Raw genomic sequence first — 18,090 nt, 5'->3', positions numbered from 1 at the left:
AATAAAAGATTTGTCTCCCTTTGGCTAGTTTAGTCTATCTGTGATATAATGAAAGCAGTCATTACTTGTAGAAAAGGAGATTTCATGCTAAAACTTGGTATTATCGGTACTGGTGCAATCAGTCACCACTTTATAGAAGCTACTCATACTAGTCAGGAATTCCAGTTAGTGGCTGTTTATTCAAGAAAGCTCACGACTGCTCAGCAATTTACTAGTCCTTATCAAAATGTTGGTCTATTTGATAATTTAGAGGATTTCTTCCAGTCTGAATTTGATGTTGTCTATATCGCAAGTCCAAATTCTCTACACTTTACTCAAGCTAAGGCTGCTTTATCTGCTGGCAAGCATGTTATCCTTGAAAAACCAGCGGTGACTCAACCACAAGAATGGCAGGATTTAGTTGAAACAGCTCAAGAAAATCAATGTTTTATCTTTGAAGCAGCAAGAAACTATCACGAAGATGCTTTTGCGACAATTAAAGACTTTCTTGCAGACAAGCAAGTTTTAGGGGCAGACTTTAACTATGCCAAGTATTCTTCTAAGATGCCAGACCTTCTTTCTGGAAACACTCCGAATGTCTTTTCAGACCGTTTTGCTGGTGGGGCTCTCATGGACTTGGGAATTTATCCGATCTATGCTGCGGTTCGCTTGTTTGGAAAGGCACTTGATGCGACCTATCAAGCACAGCAACTTGACAACACTATTGATCTGAACGGAGATGGTATCTTATCTTATCCTGAATATCAAGTTCATATCAAAGCTGGTAAAAACATTACTTCTAATCTGCATTGTGAAATATATACAACAGATGGAACCTTGACACTCAACACCATTGAGCATATCCGCTCTGCTATTTTTACAGATCATCAAGGTAATGAAACACATCTAGCTATTCAGCAGGCACCTCATACCATGACTGAGGAGGTCGCTGCTTTCGCGAACATGATCAAACAGCCAAACCTAGAACTTTACCAAGCTTGGCTGGATGATGCAACACACGTCCATAAGCTACTTTACACCATGCGCCAGACTGCTGGCATTAGATTTGAGGCAGAAAAATGAAAACCAAACTACCAACTGAATGGCTAGAACTCCTTGACCAACTTGGTTTCCAAGAATTCACACCCATCCAAACTCAGCTTTTTGATCCGATTTTAGACGGTCAAACCCTCCTTGGAGTCAGTCCAACTGGTACAGGTAAGACTTTAGCTTATCTCCTACCAAGTCTTCTCCGTCTCCAAAAGAAAAAAGCGCAGCAACTATTGATTTTAGCACCAAATACTGAACTGGCTGGTCAGATTTTTGAGGTAACTAAAACTTGGGGTGAAGCTATCGGCTTGACTGCTCAGCTCTTCCTTTCTGGTTCGAGTCAGAAACGTCAAATCGAACGACTGAAAAAAGGACCAGAAATTCTGATTGGAACTCCTGGGCGTATCTTTGAACTGATCAAATTGAAGAAAATCAAGATGATGAATGTGGAGACTATCATACTTGATGAATTTGACCAGTTGCTAGATGATTCTCAAATCCACTTTGTAGAAAAGATTACTCACTACGCTCCTCGAGATCATCAACTAATTTATATGAGTGCGACTACCAAATTTGACCAAGATAAGATTGCGCCCAACACGCGCACCATCGACCTCTCTGATCAAAAGTTGGACAACATTCAACACTTCTACATGCAAGTAGACCAACGACACAGAGTTGATATGCTTAGAAAACTGGCACATGTCGAGGATTTCCGTGGCCTAGTCTTCTTTAATAGTTTGTCAGACCTCGGAAGCGCTGAGGAAAAATTGCAGTATCGTGATGTTTTAGCTGTTTCACTAGCTAGCGATGTCAACGTCAAATTTAGAAAAGTTATCTTAGAAAAATTCAAAGATAATCAGCTAACACTACTTCTTGCGACAGACCTTCTAGCTCGTGGTATCGACATTGATAGCCTGGAATGTGTGCTCAACTTTGACGTCCCTAGAGATATTGAAACCTATACTCACCGTGCTGGACGTACAGGTCGTATGGGTAAAGAGGGATATGTTATTACCCTTGTTACACATCCAGAAGATCTTAAAAAACTTAAGAAATTTGCAAGTGTACGTGAAATCGTCCTAAAAAATCAGGAACTATATATCAAATAGAGGCTGGGATAAAAATTCCAACCTCATTTTTTTAGCAAAAAAATTTGACCTGCTAGCTGATTTGGAACTAGGAAATCGAGACTTTGTCTATCGATTTCTCCTCCACCGACTTTCTTATCCCCAAGTAATTTCTAAGCGATAGTCCGCAAATGGATTTCCTTCTTTGTTTTGTAGTTGATAGGCTAGTTCAATCTTTTGTTGTTCAACTTGATAATGGCTTGTTTGGATGATAAACTCCTGTATCCCCATTGGTGTAGGAATATAGGCTAAACTATCAGCTTCCTTCAGAAAACGCATGATGGTCTTAGGGTTGGAAAATCGAGACATCACCAACTCTGTATCATTAAACTTGAGTACCACTTTTTCCTTCTCTTCATTGTAAAAAAAGAGATAGGAAAAATCACCTTTCTCACGTAACTCAACATCATAAAGTTGGTCGATCACTTCCAATTGTTCATCAAATTGGATGGTATTTCTCATTCGAATCTTCACTTCAAGTCCTCTTTCTTCACTCTTATCCTACTATTTTACCAAAAACTGTGGCTTTTTGCTATAATGGTTTTATGAATGAAAAAGTATTTCGTGACCCTGTTCACAATTATATCCATGTTGATAATCAGATTATCTATGACTTAATCAATACAAAAGAATTTCAACGGCTTCGTCGTATCAAGCAGCTCGGAACATCCAGTTACACCTTTCATGGTGGAGAACATAGTCGTTTCTCTCACTGTCTAGGTGTTTACGAGATTGCGCGCCGCATCACCGAGATTTTTGAGGAAAAGTATCCTAAAGAATGGGATCATTCGGAGTCCCTCCTAACCATGACTGCAGCCCTCCTTCATGACTTAGGACATGGTGCCTACTCCCATACTTTTGAACATCTCTTTGATACCGATCATGAGGCGATTACGCAGGAAATTATCCAAAGCCCCGAAACAGAGATTCACCAGGTTCTTTTACAGGTAGCTCCAGATTTCCCAGAAAAGGTAGCGAGCGTTATAGACCACACTTATCCAAATAAGCAGGTGGTCCAACTGATTTCAAGTCAAATTGATGCAGATCGGATGGATTATCTCTTGCGAGACTCCTACTTTACAGGTGCTTCCTATGGAGAATTCGACCTGACACGTATCCTACGAGTTATTCGCCCTATCGAAAACGGAATTGCCTTTCAACGAAACGGGATGCATGCCATCGAAGACTATGTTCTAAGTCGCTATCAAATGTACATGCAGGTTTATTTCCATCCTGCAACACGTGCTATGGAAGTCCTTCTGCAGAATCTTTTGAAACGTGCTAAAGAACTTTATCCAGATAACAAAGACTTCTTTACTCTTACATCCCCGCATCTACTGCCATTTTTCGAAAAAAATGTTATCTTAGCTGACTATCTGGCTCTGGATGATGGTGTGATGAATACCTACTTCCAGCTCTGGATGACTAGTCCTGACAAGATACTAGCAGACCTGTCACAACGTTTTGTCAATCGCAAAGTCTTTAAATCCATTACCTTTTCACAAGAAGATCAAGAACAGCTTGCATCTATGAGAAAATTAGTAGAAGACATCGGCTTTGATCCCGACTACTACACAGCTATTCATAAGAACTTTGACCTTCCTTATGATATCTATCGCCCTGAATCAGAAAACCCACGGACGCAGATTGAGATTATACAAAAAAACGGAGAACTAGCCGAACTCTCTAGCCTGTCTCCTATTGTCCAATCCCTTGCTGGCAGCCGCCACGGAGATAATCGTTTCTATTTCCCAAAAGAAATGTTGGATCAAAACAGCATCTTTGCAAGCATTACCCAGCAATTTTTACACTTGATTGAGAACGATCATTTTACCCCAAATAAAAACTAGAAGAGGAAATTTATGAGTATTAAACTAATTGCCGTTGATATAGACGGAACCCTAGTCAATAGCCAAAAGGAGATTACTCCTGAAGTCTTTTCTGCCATCCAGGATGCCAAACAAGCCGGTGTCAAAGTCGTGATTGCAACTGGCCGCCCTATCGCAGGTGTTGCCAAACTTCTGGATGACTTGCAGTTGAGAGACGAGGGTGACTATGTTGTGACCTTCAACGGTGCCCTTGTCCAAGAAACTGCTACAGGACATGAGATTATCAGCGAATCCTTGACTTATGAGGATTATCTGGATATGGAATTTCTCAGTCGTAAGCTCGGTGTCCACATGCACGCTATTACCAAGGACGGCATCTACACAGCCAATCGCAATATCGGAAAATACACTGTGCACGAATCAACCCTCGTCAGCATGCCCATCTTCTACCGCACACCTGAAGAAATGGCTGACAAGGAAATCGTCAAGTGTATGTTCATCGATGAGCCTAAGATTCTTGATGCTGCCATTGAAAAAATCCCAGCAGAATTTTATGAGCGTTACTCTATCAACAAATCCGCTCCTTTCTACCTCGAACTCCTTAAAAAGAATGTGGACAAAGGTTCAGCCATCACTCATCTAGCTGAAAAACTCGGATTGACCAAAGATGAAACCATGGCTATCGGTGACGAAGAAAACGACCGTGCCATGCTGGAAGTCGTTGGTAACCCCGTTGTCATGGAAAATGGAAATCCAGAAATCAAAAAAATCGCCAAATACATCACTAAACCTAATGATGAATCTGGCGTTGCCCATGCCATCCGTACATGGGTACTGTAAAATAATTTGAATATAGAAAAAGTACTCCAGAAGTTAGAGATAATGTACTGCCCCCAAAAGTTAGACAGAAAAATCTTACTTTTGGGGGCAGTTTAAAATTCAGTATTTTTGGTTTCTAGTTCTATCCCCTCAATAATTATTAAATATGAATTAGGTAGTACATTATGTAAAACCCTTTTCAATTTTTTATTTTACTACGAATTAATATTATTTTTTCTAATGATAATTAATCCACTAATCTTCCTTTATAAATATTGCAGTTCTTTTCTTAGTTAGCTTTTTTTCATAACTCTTTATAAGAATAACCAATAAACTACTTAGTAATCCCAAAATAACTAGACTTAATCTCGGATTTAAAAGCCAATTAAAATAAGCAGCCAGTATTCCTCCAAAAGGTGCAAAAATGGTAGCTATTACAAAAGAACTAGAAAGTATCTTTCCAATATTATACACAGTACTTTCTTGCTGCTGTATTGTTGTAATCGAAACAGAAGCTATTGTAATTAATCCGCTCAAAATTGAATAACAAATTCCAAAAAATATCCAATTTTCTACTATTCCACTCGCCATAATGACAAGTGGGATGGTTGCCATTGATATATTCATCAATATAAAAGCATCCTTCTTATTCAAAAAAGTAGAAAGAAAGGTTACTGCTATCAAACTTCCAAATCCAGCAATTGAGTAAACAATCCCAACAAGACTATTTGATAATTTTAATTACGTCCATTTTTTTCTCGCATTAATTGGACATAGCCCTTTGTTTCTATTTTTGAATTTAAAAACGAGAACTCTCCGCACATTTTATCATAAAAATTATTATAATCTTTTTTTGAAAAATCTCCTAAAATCTCTATCTCAAGATAAAATCCAAGACCATCAATCTTATCTAGATTAATCGTTTTATTTTCTAATTCATCATGATAAGTCTTTCTATGTTTACTTATTGTGAAAATATTTGAAAAACCCTCTTGCAAGATATTCCTTACAAATTCTAATTTTTCAGATTCTAACTCTATTTCACTTTCACTCCACATTCCTTGTTTTATCGTTTCTTTTCTTGTAAAAACACATGCTTTATTATCATCTTCTTGGCGAATTCTGTAGATAAAGCTACCTACCTCATCATTTTCAAATTCTCTTCCTTTTGTTTTAAAATATTTATCAACTTGCTTATTTTCATTCTTAAATTTATAAGATTTTTCTAAATATGAAATAGCATTATTATAATCTTTCTCATCGTTGAGTTCAAATCTAACTTCTAATTCATTCATTAATTTTACCTCTCAATTCTTCAAAGGCTGAAGTCTCTTTACATTCACTCAGTCTATAGTTAGTTTCTGTAGATGTTTTATGGACAAAAAGCCTAATATTTTCTTGCACTCATTTTAGCACTTCAATATAATAATGTCAAGAATTTTGATAATATTTTTTTATTTATTTTTGTTAAATACATATTTGTATCTTTCTGGATTAAAAAAACGATGCTTAATTGAACATCGTCTTTACTATTCTGTTATATCTGCAATATAATGCTCGATTTTAAGAGCCATTGACATATTGCCCTCAAGCTTATACAGGAAATAAGCCGTTTCAAAGTAATCTTTTACTGCAACTTTAGAAGAAAAATTCTTACTGACATTTCCCATCAATAAATACAAATCAGCCAAAAGATATGTTGTTCTATACGTCTTACATTGCTTTATCGTATTTGTGATTTTAGTAATAGCTTCCTCAGTATTATTCTGCAACCATAGGTAGCGACAAACATTATAATTAAATTTAATAGAAAGGTTTAATTCTTCAATTGTGTTTAATTTGAGTTGATTTACTTGATACTCTAACTTTTCTCGAATTTCATTAAAACTTTCTAAATCTTCAATATCATAATAAAAATTGAATAGAGTATTTGAAACCTTAAGATAGGTCAAGTCAGATACACTTAACTGAGACAGAACCTTCTCCAATCTTGCCACAGCCTCCTCTTTTTGCCCATAGAAATAAAAATCTATAAGAGATTTTATCCACTCCATATAAAACTTATCTACTAGAGACAAGCGATGTACCTTTACACTCTCTAGTTCATATATATATTTCAAAGACTCATAATTTCGATTTGTGATAAAAGTCTGGGCTAACTTCTTAAACTCTGATAGCTCATCAATCTCCTCTCCAATCTGCTCATTAAAAAAATAATCTATACTAACTTTTAACTTCTTAGACAGAGCATATAAAAAGTCTGCTCCTGGAGTAAATTCTCCATTCTCTAATCGACTAATCTGTCCCTGTTTACATATCCCCTCAGCTAATTCTCGCTGAGACATTTTTAATTCTTTTCGCCTATTTTTTAATCTTGTTGCTAAAAGTGTGCCCACGTTTGCATTTTCCTTTTCTATTCAATTTCAATTGTAACATGATTAAATTTTAAATACAAATTGATAGACTAAAAGATACAAATTATATATAAACAATGACTAGATAAGTTATTTTTGAAAACCTATCTCTTCTTCTTTTGAGATTTTCTTATTCAAACGATTGATAAACTTATTCACTTTAAATGGATTAGATATTAGACTATCATGTTTAGATATTGTTATTGATAGATTTAACAGACCAGAAATAGTCTTGTACAACATAGCAAATTCAGGGGAATAATAAGGATTTTTTCCATTTTTTACGCTCTCTATTTCATAACAATCAATTCATCTTGTCACATACCTTAGCCCGAAAAATCCACACCAAATCTTTTCGAAAGCTGTTTAAAGCTTTGTACTTGCTTTCTGAATTCATAAATCTGAACCTTTACCTCATTTGTCCAATTCCATAATAAAAATAAGGACATTCTAACAAAGGAAGTCCTTATTTTTTAACTAATAGATGTCAAAGTTACTTTGCAGATCCACTTTATCTATAATCATTGATCAAAATATAACTTTTGGTCAAAATTTGGTCAAAAAAATTAAAAATGCTAAATTATTTTTAAAAATGAACTTGAGAAAATTGCCTTCAAATAAACATTTTGAATATTCTTTATATTTCTTTATGCTTCTTGATATGCCCCCTGCAGGAATCGAACCTGCAACTACTCCTTAGGAGGGAGTTGTTATATCCATTGAACTAAGGGAGCTAGAGAAAAACTCTGCCGAATGAGCAGAGTTTTTTTGTCGAATTAACGACGGATTTCTTTGATACGAGCTGCTTTACCTTGAAGGGCACGCAAGTAGTACAATTTCGCACGACGTACTTTACCGTAACGAACAACTTCGATCTTTTCAACACGTGGAGTGTGAATTGGGAAGATACGTTCAACACCTACACCGTTAGAGATTTTACGAACTGTGTAGTTTTCTGAGATGCCAGCACCTTTACGTGCAATAACAACACCTTCAAAAATCTGGATACGTTCACGGTTACCTTCGACAACTTTCGCGTGTACACGAACAGTGTCACCAGGACGGAATGATGGGATATCAGTACGAAGTTGACCTTCTGTCAAGCTTTGGATTAATGGATTCATTTTATTCTCCTATCTTTGTCAATCTTGAGGAAGCTTCCTCAGCGGATAAACTGTATTTTTGTGCGTCCATTACACACAAGATACAGTTTACCAAATTTCCTAGAAAAAGTAAAGAAATTTACAGTAAAATTCCTAAAAAAATAGCAAGCAAACCACCTAAGTAGGTCAAGAGAAAATATCTGTAAAAGACCTTCTTATCAGCTAAGAGTTTTTGGAGTTCATCATTCAAGGTTGAAAAAGTGGTTAGACCTCCACAAAATCCTGTGGCAAGGATAAGATAGACTTCTTTAGACTCCACATGATTGTAAAATAAGCCAATCAAAAAACAGCCCAGTAGATTAGCTATGAGAGTTCCTAGAGGCAGTACTGAACCCTGATTATAACGTGAAAAGAAATAACGCACAAGGGCACCTAGTCCACAAGCAAGCGCTAGATATAATACTACCATTTCTTCCTCCCTAAACAATAAGCCAATAAAAGTCCACCACCAATGCTCAGAACTAGATAGATTACTAGACTTAGGTAAGAACCTGTATCCAGCAATTTCACGCCATCTAACATGAGGCTTGAAAAAGTCGTTAATCCTCCACAGAAGCCAGTTCCAAGCGCTAAAATGACACCTTTACTGCTTCCCTTATAAACCAAATAACCTTTGACAAGATAGACTAAGCAGAAAATTCCTAGATAGTTAGCAAAGAGAGTTCCCCATGGAAAGCCTGGACTGGCTGGCAACCATCTCGAAATCTGATATCGGACAAGTCCTCCTAGCATGGCAGCTAGCAAGATTCCTAATGGGTAAAATTGTTCTTTTTTCATTTGATGTTTTTATCCTGATAATCGCGCGAACGTTTGAGAATATCAGAAAAAGTCTCAACGATTGTCTCTTCGTATTTTTTATTGCTGACACGATTTCTGACCTTCTCAAAGATAGCTTCTTCTCTTTTGGTATCTAGAATAGCTTTTCCTGAAGCTTTTTTATAAGCCACTACATCCTCAACTAGATGCATTCTTTCTTCTAAGAGTTTTACGATTTGGTCATCAATTTGATCGATTTCTTGTCTAATAATATCTAAATCCATAGTTCCTCCTTCTTAATTTGAATCAATTTATAAAAAGCTTCTAATACTCAATGAAAATCAAAGAGCAAACTAGGAAACTAGCCGCAGGCTGTACTTGGGTACAGCAAAGCGACGTTGACGCGGTTTGAATTTGATTTTCGAAGAGTATAAATGGGCTAGTTCATTCCTAGGGACAACTAACAAAAACTGCACTGACAACTTTCATCAGTGCAACTTCATGCTTATCCTACTTTAGCAACCAATTCTTCTGCAAATTGTTCCAAGCGTTCGATATCTTCTTCTTCTGCAGAGAGATCCACTTTGACGCACTCTGATCCCTTTTCAGCTCCTGTTGCCACAAATACACGATCAAAGTCATCAACAGCCTTACAGAACTCATCGTAGAAAGTATCGCCTGATCCTACCACACCGTAGATTTTGCCACTCAAATTAAGATCTGCTAGGTCTTCGTAGAAGTCCATCATCTCATCTGGTAACTCTCCATCACCGTAAGTGTAGGTTGCAACGATTGCGATATCTGCTTCAAGAAAGTCAGATGCGTCAACAGTTGTACACTCATCAACATCCACCTCTAAGCCCAATTCACGCAATTTATCTGCTACAATATCTGCAATTTCTTCGGTATTACCGGTCATACTGGCAAATACAATTTTTGCTAATGCCATATCGTCCTCCTCAATTTATCTTTCTCCATTATATCACATCTTTTTCATTTTAAAAATAAAAACTCTTGTGCTACAATGAAATAAGAAAGAATTGAGGTCACTTATGGAAATTTGCCATCAAATTTTAGAAAAAATTAAAGCATACGATACCATCATCATTCACCGTCACATGAAACCGGATCCTGATGCCTTAGGAAGTCAGGTTGGACTCAAAGCACTTCTGGAACACCATTTCCCAGAAAAAAAAATCAAGGTAGTTGGTTACGATGAGCCAACCCTAACATGGCTTACAAAGATGGATCAGGTAGAAGACAAGGATTATCAAGGTGCGCTTGCTATCATCTGTGATACAGCAAATACCGCTCGTATCGATGATAAACGTTATACTAATGCTGAAACCATTATTAAAATTGATCACCATCCAAATGACGAAGTCTATGGAGATCTTGTTTGGGTAGATACCAACTCTAGCAGTGCCAGTGAGATGATTGCTCTCTTTGCTGAAGCAACTAACCTAGAATTATCCGACTACGCTGCTAAAATGCTCTGTGCTGGAATTATTGGCGATACCGGCCGTTTCCTTTATCCGTCTACTTCTGCTCGTACCCTTCGAATTGCTAGTAAACTAAGAGAACATAACTTTGACTATGCTGAATTAACACGTAAAATGGACACTATGAGCTTTAAAATCGCTAAACTTCAAGGTTATGTCTATGATCACCTAGAAGTTGATGAAAATGGTGTCGCACGTGTCATACTGACTCAAGAAATTCTAAAAACATATCAGGTAACAGATGCAGAAACAGCAGCCATTGTTGGAGCTCCAGGCCGTATCGATACAGTTAATCTTTGGGGAATATTTGTGGAACAAGCAGATGGCCACTATCGCGTTCGACTTCGCAGTAAATTCGTTCCAATCAATGGTGTTGCTAAAGAACATGATGGTGGAGGTCACCCACTTGCAAGTGGTGCTAACTCCTATAGTCTAGAGGAAAATGAAGTCATCTATCAAAAATTAAAAAACTTACTGAAAAAATAGATAAAAAGCTTGCCAAACTTATCAGAATCTGATAGACTAGTATGGTAACAATCTATGGCTCGCAAAGAGACCATGGCAGAAAGGAAATATTGCAAAATGAAAAAAGATATCCATCCAGAATATCGCCCAGTTGTCTTCATGGACACAACTACTGGTTACCAATTCCTTAGCGGTTCAACAAAACGCTCTAACGAAACTGTTGAGTTCGAAGGTGAAACTTACCCATTGATCCGTGTGGAAATTTCATCAGACTCACACCCATTCTACACTGGACGTCAAAAGTTCACTCAAGCAGATGGACGCGTGGATCGTTTCAACAAAAAATACGGTCTCAAATAATCATAAAAAGAACAGTTCCGACTGTTCTTTTTTGTTTATGTGACTATTAGTCCGTCTCGCTCCGTGAGGTGCGAGACAAATAAACCACCCGCTATGCGGGTGCGCGTCGAAGGTTATACCAAAAAAACTCCAAACGCGATACAATAAAGGTGTTCAAGCCAATTGTAAAGCGAAAGGAGAAAACCATGGTACAAAAGTCTCATAGTTTATCACACACAAAGTGGCACTGTAAGTATCACATTGTGTTCACCCCTAAGTATAGACGAAAAGTCATCTATAATCAATATCGGAGTAGTTTAGGTGAAATATTTCATCGCTTGTGTAGTTATAAGGGAGTTGAAATTATCGAGGGTCACTTAATGCCAGACCATGTACATATGTTAGTAAGTATTCCACCAAGGATAAGTGTTTCGAGTTTTATGGGTTATTTAAAAGGTAAAAGTGCACTCATGATGTTTGACAAACACGCCAATTTGAAATATAAGTTTGGGAATCGGCATTTCTGGGCAGAAGGTTATTATGTGAGTACAGTAGGGCTTAATGAAGCCACGATAAGGAAATACATACAAGATCAGGAAAAGCATGATATAGCACTAGATAAATTAAGTGTAAAAGAATATGAGGATCCCTTTAGGGATAGTGGCAAGTAATACTCACGCCTCTTTAAGAGGCAAGTGACGAGTCAAGAGCAATGAGGCTTGAACAACGTGAAAGCCAGCGTCTTTAGGCGCTGGCTGGTAATTTGGGCTTATAGCCCTGGTGCAAACCACCCGTTAGACGGGTGGTTATGATTTTCTTCAAATTATGAGTCAATCACAACTGCTGTTCCACTACAAGTGACCATTAGCATACCATTTTCAGCACCTAAAGTTTCATAGTCCATTTTTATACCTATAATAGCATTTGCTCCACGTTCACTTGCACGCTCCATCATTTCCGCTAGAGCTTCTTCTCTTGCTTGAGTCAACTCGCCTTCATAACTACTAGCTCGTCCTCCAAAAACATTACGGAAGCCAGCAGCCATATCTTTGAACATATTAACGCCAGCAACCACTTCACCAAAGACGATTCCTTTGTAGGCTAGGATTTTCTTGCCTTCAATTCCCGTAGTTGAAATAATCATGCTCCTTTCCTCCTAACTTCTTTTATATAATTGTAAACCCTTTCACTAACTCTGTCAAGAAATTCTATAAAGGGCTCAGTGGTTGAAAGGAAACTCTACTCACCATCCTTGTTTGCTATCCATTTAGTGCCAATTGTATGAATGGTGGCCTAAATCTTTTCTTTGCAAGCCTAACTTGAGATAGCTTTCTCAGCTTCATAAATCTTACCAATGGGTATAACTTGGAATTCATGACTGGCAAAAAAAAGACTGTTCTCTCCTGCCCCCTTTTTGCCCCCTATACACAAAAAAAGCCTATCGACCAAGCTAGAAAGCTTGATACAATAGGCTTTTTCTAAATTCATTATTTAACAGCGTCTTTAAGAGCTTTACCAGCTTTGAATGCTGGAACTTTTGAAGCTGCGATAGTGATTTCTTTACCAGTTTGTGGGTTGCGACCTTTACGTGCTGCACGCTCACGAACTTCGAAATTACCAAAACCGATCAATTGAACTTTTTCACCAGCTGCAAGGTAATCAGCTACTGCTGCAAATACAGCATCAACTGCTGCTGCTGAGTCTTTCTTTGTCAATTCTGTAGCTTCTGCTACTTTAGCGATCAAATCTTGTTTGTTTGCCATGTTAATAATTCCTCCAAATATTTTCTAATTAACAATTACAATCATATCCTAAATTCTCTTGTAGGTCAAGTCAAAAACGCTATTTCTTGCTATTTTCTTTATTTTTTTAGGACTCGTATCTGACCAAAATAGCCCAAGCATTTTCACCTGTATGGGTCTGAATAATAGAACCTGTTTCAAGTACAGAGATTGGTTTTTCAACGAATGGTTGTAAGATTTCTTTCATCTCTTCTGCCCAGTCCCGAGTTCCAGAATAGGAAATACCAATTTCTGCAACAGAACGCTCTGACAGTTTTGAAACCAGTTCATCCAACCACTTCTTAAAGGTTTTAGCTCCACGTCCTTTAACGATTGGTTGCAATTCATCATCTTTCATCTGCATGACTACGCGGATATTTAATAGAGAGCTTAAAAGACCTGTCACTCGACCAATACGACCACCTTTAACAAGGTTTTCCAAGGTAGAAACACCAATATAGAGCTCTGTGTTCTTCTTTACTTCTTCAACATGAGCCACAATTGTCTCAATGTCTTGTCCTTCTTGAGCTAACTTAGCTGCTTCAACTACTTGAAATTTTAGGGCTTGATCTGTAAAGGAACTATCCAATACAGTCACATTAGCAGTTGACAAACTTGCACCTTGACGAGCTGCTTCGACAGTTCCTGATAAGGCATGAGACATATGAATGGCTAAAATTTGACTACCATCTTTACTCAACTCATCAAAAATCTCAGCAAAGAGTCCAACAGGAGGTTGACTTGTTTTAGGCAGATTTTTACTCTCTTTCATCAAGCGAAGAAATTCCCCTTCTTCAAGATCAGCATCCGAATAAAGAACACTATCAATCATTACAGAGAGCGGAACGACGGTAATATTTAATTCTTTGACCACTTCTGGTTCAATGGTAACAGAAGAATCTGTTACGATTTTTACTTGTGTCATAATTCAAATCTTTCTATGTTTCACTTTTTGAGTGAGTTTTTTCAATTTAACTATAACAATTATATCAAAAAAAAGCTAAAAATTCATACTGTATTTATTCATTTTTATGATGGAATTTATAGATTTTTAAATCTTTCATTTTATCAAAATAGTCGCCTACTAAGACGACTACTGTTCATTTATCATAAACGTTCATACAAATCTTGCATTTGTATGTCATCAGGAACCAACTTGAGATAGTGTTGAATCTGTTCTTTTGCTTCTTCAAACCTTCCAAGTTCTCGTAATAGATGAATGTATTGCTCTAAAAACTCAGGATTTTCCTTGAGTTCTGGAACCAATGCCTGATAAGATTCATAGGCAGCATCCAAATCTTCAGTTTCTTGGTAACTCCGTGCAATCATCCACTTAGTCAAGAGATTTTCTGGCTCATATACTTCTAAGGCTAGAATATCCTCATACCTTTCTTGCTCCTGATACATGGTTGCTAGTCGCAAGAGGATTTCTTCTTGGTCTTCCGCATCTTCTTGAGCTTGAAGAAGATAAGCTTCCGCCTGCTCAGGTTGATGCAATTCGTAAGATAATTGTGAAGCAAGGAGTAGTAAACGTGTTTCGAAAGGATTTTTTTCCAAACCTTGTTGAGCAATCAGTAAGGCTTGCTCAGTCTGATGTTCCTTATGTAGAGCCTGACTATAACCATATTCATACCCTTCAAAATCTGGAGATATAGTATCCAGCTGTTTAAAATATAAAACTGCCTTTTGAAATTCCTCTTGATCAAAGTAAAGACTTGCTAATTCAAATGCAGTCTGATCTTCATACTCTAACTCTAAAGCTTTTTCTAAAAACTCTATGGCTGATTCAAACTTTCCAAGTCGAGCATAGGCAGTGCCAATTCGTTGATAGGTCGAAATCCCTGTCTGCTCATATATTTCACGATTATCCAGTTGAGCATAGCCCTTAATCGCTTCTAAATCATTTCCAAGTTCACTATCTAATTCTGCTAGCCCAAAAATCAATAAAGGATCATCAGAGTAATTAAGAGCTTCTAAGAGCTTCTCTCGAGCTACATCCGTCAATCCTTCCATTTGATAGAAATCAGCCTTTAAAACAAGCGCAGATACATAAGAATCGCTATTAGGTTGAATTTCTTCTAGATAGGCAAACGCTTCTTCAATTTGTCCGTCTTCGCTTGCGATACTAGCTAGATTGAGATTAACTTCTGGAAATATTGGAGCTAGTTTTTCATAGATTTGACGAGCTTGTGGATAAAAACCAATACCTTCTAGATAATAAGCCAGTTCCAGAAGAAGATCATCCGAGTCTTCTACCAAGGCTTTTTGAAAATAGTGATCAGCTCTTGTTAAATCTTGCTGATCCAAAGCTTCAAGCATTTCTTGACTATTGCTCACCTTCAACCTCCTCTTCTAACTCATACAGACCACTAACTTTTTTATACCATTCAAAAATCGCTGAAATAACAACTTTTGCTGAAGCATAAACAGGAATTCCTAGTAGGACTCCCCAAACACCAAACATAGAACCAGACGTCAACAAAACAAATAGAATAGTGATTGGATGGATGTTTAATTGACTACCTAAAATCAATGGAGATACAAAACGACCTTCAATTGTCTGCTCTACGATAAAAACGATAATAACTTTCAAGAGCATAACTGGTCCAGCAATTAAACCTAAGACCAGAGCTGGTAGCATGGCAAGGAAACTTCCAAGATAAGGGATAAGATTTAAAACCCCAGCAGTAATTCCAAGAGTCACTGCATATCTCAAACCAATAATCTTAAAGAAGATGATAAACATAATTGCTACGATAACAGCAACAGTAATTTGTCCTCTAACATAGTTAGAAAGTTGTTGGTTCACATCCGTTAGAACCTTACCTACTGGTTCTCTCAATTTATTTGGTAAGAATTGAGTGATATGATCTCTCAAACCTTTTCCATCTCTAAGGAGATAAAAGAGCATAAAGGGCATGATAATCAAAGCAACAATAACTTGTGACGTTCCACTAATAAGAGCACTCACCCAGTTCACAGCTTTTGATGAAATATTACTTGCCCAAGCAGTTGCTTGTGTTGAGAATTGAGCCAGAACCTGTTCTAGTTGAGGTCTAAAGTCATCTGGTAACCGCTTAGTTACAAGATCATCAATAACTCTGTCAGCATCTTCGAGATAATTTGGTACATTTTTCGCAAAAATAACTACTTGACGTTGAAGATTTGGAATCGCAACGGCCAGACCAATAATCAAGAGTATGGCAATAATGACAAAGATAATACTAATGGCTAAGACACGATTTATCTTATACTTCTCCATCAAATCCACCAGTGGATTTAAGAGATAAAAAAGTAATCCTGATAAAATAACAGGCAACATAACCACTGATAAAAAATCAACGACAGGGATAAATAAAAAACTAATCTTACTTAAAATAAAAATATTCAGACCTAGTAACAAGGCTACCAAAAAAACTGTAACAGCCTTATTATCTAAAAACCATTTAAAAAACCAAGATAAATTAAAATGTTTCTCTTTTTGTTCCATATCTACTTCCTTTCCTTTGTCCTTTCATTATACCATTTTTATAGGGAATAAACTGTTTTTAAAGTGTTGAGGTGACGATTGAGAACTTTAACAAAGCGACCTTGCATTTTACTAATTTTATACTTAGATGTTTCATACTTTTTTCACTATTTTCTTCAGGTCTCCTAATTTATGATATAATAGAAACATCTTTATTTAGAGGTATAGCTATGATTGAAACAATTTATTTCGGAACTTACACACGTCGTTTATCCCAAGGGATTTATCAAGCTGATTTTGATACAAAAACTGGGCAACTATCCAATCTTAAACTATTTGCTGCTGAGCCAAGTCCTACCTATCTTGCCTTTGATCAAGAAAATCACCTCTACACTGTCGGTAGCAAAGATGGTCAAGGTGGAATTGCTGCCTATCAAACTGATGGTACTTTGCTAAACCATGTTGTGACAGAAGGCGCTCCTCACTGTTATGTTGCAGTTGATGAGAAACGTAGCCTAGTATATGGGGCTAACTATCACAACGGACAAGTTTTGGTCTATAAACGTAAAGAAGATGGTAGTCTAGAATTGGCTGATGCAGTTCAGCATAGCGGTCATGGTCCCCATGAAAATCAAGCTTCTCCACATGTACACTTTACAGATTTAACACCAGATCAGTATTTAGTCACTTGCGACTTAGGTACTGATGAGGTTACAACTTATGATGTCAATCCAGAAGGAAAACTAAATAAGCTAACTACCTACAATTGTAGTCCTGGTGCTGGTGCACGTCACCTTGTTTTTCACAATCACTACAAGATTGCCTATCTCATCTGTGAACTCAATAGTACAATTGAAGTATTGATTTATGATGGTGTTGGTGCATTTGAAAAAATGCAAGTTATTTCTACTCTTCCTGAAGGATTTAATGACTTTAATGTAACTGCTGCTATTCGTCTCTCACAAGATGGAAAATATTTGTATGCATCAAACCGTGGTCACGATTCTATTGTAGTTTACACTATTCTCGCTGATGGTAGTTTAGAATTGTTGGAATTCGTTCCTACAAACGGGAAAACTCCTCGTGACTTTATTCTCTCACCAGATCAAGAATTCCTCATCGCTGTTCACCAGGATTCTGATAATGCAACTGTCTTTAAACGTAATTCAGATACTGGTCGTCTTGCAGAACTTTCCAATGATTTCCACGTTCCCGAAGCGGTTTGCGTCACATTTTAAACATAAAAAATGAACTTGATTCTCAAATCGGCTCTATAATATTTGTAGTGGGTAAATCCCCTATAGATATTATGGAGCCTATTTTGTTGTAGAAAAAAAGTTCCATAAGATCTATAATGAAAAGCGACCAAACTCTCATTAGAAAGAATCATATGG

Annotated in this window: 22 protein-coding genes and 1 tRNA gene; 8 read left to right on the top strand and 15 right to left on the bottom strand. The window is 37.1% G+C overall.

Annotation, left to right across the window (positions count from 1 at the left end; translation table 11 throughout):
- The first annotated feature begins 84 nt into the window (after window positions 1-84).
- Window positions 85-1,062 carry a Gfo/Idh/MocA family protein gene (locus QM406_RS08500; RefSeq protein WP_414273969.1) on the top strand — a complete coding sequence of 326 codons (978 nt, stop codon included), beginning with the start codon at window positions 85-87 and terminating at the stop codon, window positions 1,060-1,062.
- Window positions 1,059-2,141, top strand: coding sequence for a DEAD/DEAH box helicase (locus tag QM406_RS08495; protein ID WP_315638993.1), 1,083 nt, complete (start codon window positions 1,059-1,061; stop codon window positions 2,139-2,141). Before QM406_RS08500 ends, QM406_RS08495 begins: the two co-directional genes overlap by 4 nt.
- Window positions 2,142-2,255: 114 nt before the next feature.
- On the opposite strand, the gene QM406_RS08490 is transcribed toward QM406_RS08495, so the two are convergent.
- Window positions 2,256-2,633 carry a DUF1934 domain-containing protein gene (locus tag QM406_RS08490; RefSeq protein WP_248034866.1) on the bottom strand — a complete coding sequence of 126 codons (378 nt, stop codon included), beginning with the start codon at window positions 2,631-2,633 and terminating at the stop codon, window positions 2,256-2,258.
- Between the two features lie 71 nt (window positions 2,634-2,704).
- Between QM406_RS08490 and QM406_RS08485 the strand changes: the two genes are divergently transcribed.
- The gene (locus QM406_RS08485; protein ID WP_414273968.1) at window positions 2,705-4,009 is read left to right on the top strand and encodes an HD domain-containing protein; all 1,305 of its coding nucleotides are present in this window, start codon (window positions 2,705-2,707) and stop codon (window positions 4,007-4,009) included.
- 12 nt (window positions 4,010-4,021) lie between these two features.
- Entirely contained in the window at window positions 4,022-4,828 is an 807-nt protein-coding gene (yidA, locus tag QM406_RS08480; protein ID WP_153210107.1) for a sugar-phosphatase, read from the top strand.
- Window positions 4,829-5,062: 234 nt separating this feature from the next.
- Here the strand turns inward: yidA and QM406_RS08475 are convergent, their stop codons facing one another.
- From QM406_RS08475 to QM406_RS08435, 9 genes are all read right to left on the bottom strand, one after another.
- Complete coding sequence (locus QM406_RS08475; protein WP_414273967.1) at window positions 5,063-5,491, bottom strand: hypothetical protein; 429 nt, start codon at window positions 5,489-5,491, stop codon at window positions 5,063-5,065.
- A 53-nt stretch (window positions 5,492-5,544) separates the two neighbouring features.
- Window positions 5,545-6,102, bottom strand: coding sequence for a CYTH domain-containing protein (locus QM406_RS08470; RefSeq protein WP_414273966.1), 558 nt, complete (start codon window positions 6,100-6,102; stop codon window positions 5,545-5,547).
- A gap of 234 nt (window positions 6,103-6,336) precedes the next feature.
- Window positions 6,337-7,203 carry a helix-turn-helix domain-containing protein gene (locus tag QM406_RS08465; protein WP_414273965.1) on the bottom strand — a complete coding sequence of 289 codons (867 nt, stop codon included), beginning with the start codon at window positions 7,201-7,203 and terminating at the stop codon, window positions 6,337-6,339.
- Between the two features lie 680 nt (window positions 7,204-7,883).
- Window positions 7,884-7,955 (bottom strand) — tRNA-Arg (locus QM406_RS08460).
- A gap of 42 nt (window positions 7,956-7,997) precedes the next feature.
- A complete protein-coding gene (gene rplS / locus QM406_RS08455) occupies window positions 7,998-8,345 on the bottom strand; it encodes a 50S ribosomal protein L19 (RefSeq protein WP_001068669.1) in 348 nt (115 codons plus the stop codon).
- A 118-nt stretch (window positions 8,346-8,463) separates the two neighbouring features.
- The gene (gene crcB, locus QM406_RS08450; protein ID WP_049528200.1) at window positions 8,464-8,793 is read right to left on the bottom strand and encodes a fluoride efflux transporter CrcB; all 330 of its coding nucleotides are present in this window, start codon (window positions 8,791-8,793) and stop codon (window positions 8,464-8,466) included.
- Complete coding sequence (gene crcB / locus QM406_RS08445) at window positions 8,787-9,161, bottom strand: fluoride efflux transporter CrcB (protein WP_414273964.1); 375 nt, start codon at window positions 9,159-9,161, stop codon at window positions 8,787-8,789. The genes crcB (QM406_RS08450) and crcB (QM406_RS08445) overlap by 7 nt, the downstream gene beginning before the upstream one ends.
- Entirely contained in the window at window positions 9,158-9,424 is a 267-nt protein-coding gene (locus tag QM406_RS08440; RefSeq protein ID WP_414273963.1) for a chorismate mutase, read from the bottom strand. Before QM406_RS08440 ends, crcB (QM406_RS08445) begins: the two co-directional genes overlap by 4 nt.
- Window positions 9,425-9,645: 221 nt before the next feature.
- Window positions 9,646-10,089, bottom strand: coding sequence for a flavodoxin (locus QM406_RS08435; protein WP_414273962.1), 444 nt, complete (start codon window positions 10,087-10,089; stop codon window positions 9,646-9,648).
- A gap of 103 nt (window positions 10,090-10,192) precedes the next feature.
- Here QM406_RS08435 and QM406_RS08430 point away from each other — a divergent pair, with 103 nt between their 5' ends.
- The 3 genes from QM406_RS08430 (at window position 10,193) to tnpA (ending at window position 12,117) form a co-directional block, all read left to right on the top strand.
- Window positions 10,193-11,128, top strand: a complete 936-nt coding sequence (locus QM406_RS08430) for a DHH family phosphoesterase (protein ID WP_049529437.1) — start codon at window positions 10,193-10,195, stop codon at window positions 11,126-11,128.
- 96 nt (window positions 11,129-11,224) lie between these two features.
- On the top strand, window positions 11,225-11,467 hold the full coding sequence (locus QM406_RS08425; protein ID WP_000710764.1) for a type B 50S ribosomal protein L31: 243 nt from the start codon (window positions 11,225-11,227) through the stop codon (window positions 11,465-11,467).
- Window positions 11,468-11,652: 185 nt separating this feature from the next.
- Window positions 11,653-12,117, top strand: a complete 465-nt coding sequence (gene tnpA, locus QM406_RS08420) for an IS200/IS605 family transposase (protein ID WP_311522332.1) — start codon at window positions 11,653-11,655, stop codon at window positions 12,115-12,117.
- A 152-nt stretch (window positions 12,118-12,269) separates the two neighbouring features.
- On the opposite strand, the gene QM406_RS08415 is transcribed toward tnpA, so the two are convergent.
- The 5 genes from QM406_RS08415 to QM406_RS08395 all read right to left on the bottom strand — a co-directional run bounded on the left by QM406_RS08415 (window position 12,270) and on the right by QM406_RS08395 (window position 16,717).
- On the bottom strand, window positions 12,270-12,590 hold the full coding sequence (locus tag QM406_RS08415; RefSeq protein WP_075231232.1) for a heavy metal-binding domain-containing protein: 321 nt from the start codon (window positions 12,588-12,590) through the stop codon (window positions 12,270-12,272).
- A 343-nt stretch (window positions 12,591-12,933) separates the two neighbouring features.
- Window positions 12,934-13,209, bottom strand: coding sequence for an HU family DNA-binding protein (locus QM406_RS08410; RefSeq protein ID WP_001284633.1), 276 nt, complete (start codon window positions 13,207-13,209; stop codon window positions 12,934-12,936).
- A gap of 106 nt (window positions 13,210-13,315) precedes the next feature.
- Window positions 13,316-14,152 (bottom strand): DegV family protein, encoded by an 837-nt coding sequence (locus QM406_RS08405; RefSeq protein ID WP_049509469.1) that lies wholly within the window; start codon window positions 14,150-14,152, stop codon window positions 13,316-13,318.
- Window positions 14,153-14,334: 182 nt separating this feature from the next.
- A complete protein-coding gene (locus QM406_RS08400) occupies window positions 14,335-15,564 on the bottom strand; it encodes a tetratricopeptide repeat protein (protein ID WP_414273961.1) in 1,230 nt (409 codons plus the stop codon).
- Entirely contained in the window at window positions 15,554-16,717 is a 1,164-nt protein-coding gene (locus tag QM406_RS08395; protein WP_223139852.1) for an AI-2E family transporter, read from the bottom strand. The genes QM406_RS08400 and QM406_RS08395 overlap by 11 nt, the downstream gene beginning before the upstream one ends.
- Before the next feature lie 209 nt (window positions 16,718-16,926).
- Here QM406_RS08395 and QM406_RS08390 point away from each other — a divergent pair, with 209 nt between their 5' ends.
- Window positions 16,927-17,934 (top strand): lactonase family protein, encoded by a 1,008-nt coding sequence (locus tag QM406_RS08390; protein ID WP_414273960.1) that lies wholly within the window; start codon window positions 16,927-16,929, stop codon window positions 17,932-17,934.
- Window positions 17,935-18,090 lie beyond the last annotated feature (156 nt).

The organism is Streptococcus infantis (genome assembly GCF_047465035.1).
GTDB classification, from domain to species: Bacteria; Bacillota; Bacilli; order Lactobacillales; family Streptococcaceae; genus Streptococcus; species Streptococcus infantis_T.
Note: the sequence above shows the minus strand (reverse complement) of the source record. Positions and strands in the feature narration are given on the sequence as shown.

Coding starts and splice junctions, on each gene's coding strand:
- QM406_RS08500 (WP_414273969.1), top strand. CDS start 85: ATGCTAAAACTTGGTATTATCGGTACTGGTGCAATCAGTCACCACTTT.
- QM406_RS08495 (WP_315638993.1), top strand. CDS start 1,059: ATGAAAACCAAACTACCAACTGAATGGCTAGAACTCCTTGACCAACTT.
- QM406_RS08485 (WP_414273968.1), top strand. CDS start 2,705: ATGAATGAAAAAGTATTTCGTGACCCTGTTCACAATTATATCCATGTT.
- yidA (WP_153210107.1), top strand. CDS start 4,022: ATGAGTATTAAACTAATTGCCGTTGATATAGACGGAACCCTAGTCAAT.
- QM406_RS08470 (WP_414273966.1), bottom strand. CDS start 6,102: ATGAATGAATTAGAAGTTAGATTTGAACTCAACGATGAGAAAGATTAT.
- rplS (WP_001068669.1), bottom strand. CDS start 8,345: ATGAATCCATTAATCCAAAGCTTGACAGAAGGTCAACTTCGTACTGAT.
- crcB (WP_049528200.1), bottom strand. CDS start 8,793: ATGGTAGTATTATATCTAGCGCTTGCTTGTGGACTAGGTGCCCTTGTG.
- crcB (WP_414273964.1), bottom strand. CDS start 9,161: ATGAAAAAAGAACAATTTTACCCATTAGGAATCTTGCTAGCTGCCATG.
- QM406_RS08440 (WP_414273963.1), bottom strand. CDS start 9,424: ATGGATTTAGATATTATTAGACAAGAAATCGATCAAATTGATGACCAA.
- QM406_RS08435 (WP_414273962.1), bottom strand. CDS start 10,089: ATGGCATTAGCAAAAATTGTATTTGCCAGTATGACCGGTAATACCGAA.
- QM406_RS08430 (WP_049529437.1), top strand. CDS start 10,193: ATGGAAATTTGCCATCAAATTTTAGAAAAAATTAAAGCATACGATACC.
- QM406_RS08425 (WP_000710764.1), top strand. CDS start 11,225: ATGAAAAAAGATATCCATCCAGAATATCGCCCAGTTGTCTTCATGGAC.
- tnpA (WP_311522332.1), top strand. CDS start 11,653: ATGGTACAAAAGTCTCATAGTTTATCACACACAAAGTGGCACTGTAAG.
- QM406_RS08415 (WP_075231232.1), bottom strand. CDS start 12,590: ATGATTATTTCAACTACGGGAATTGAAGGCAAGAAAATCCTAGCCTAC.
- QM406_RS08410 (WP_001284633.1), bottom strand. CDS start 13,209: ATGGCAAACAAACAAGATTTGATCGCTAAAGTAGCAGAAGCTACAGAA.
- QM406_RS08405 (WP_049509469.1), bottom strand. CDS start 14,152: ATGACACAAGTAAAAATCGTAACAGATTCTTCTGTTACCATTGAACCA.
- QM406_RS08395 (WP_223139852.1), bottom strand. CDS start 16,717: ATGGAACAAAAAGAGAAACATTTTAATTTATCTTGGTTTTTTAAATGG.
- QM406_RS08390 (WP_414273960.1), top strand. CDS start 16,927: ATGATTGAAACAATTTATTTCGGAACTTACACACGTCGTTTATCCCAA.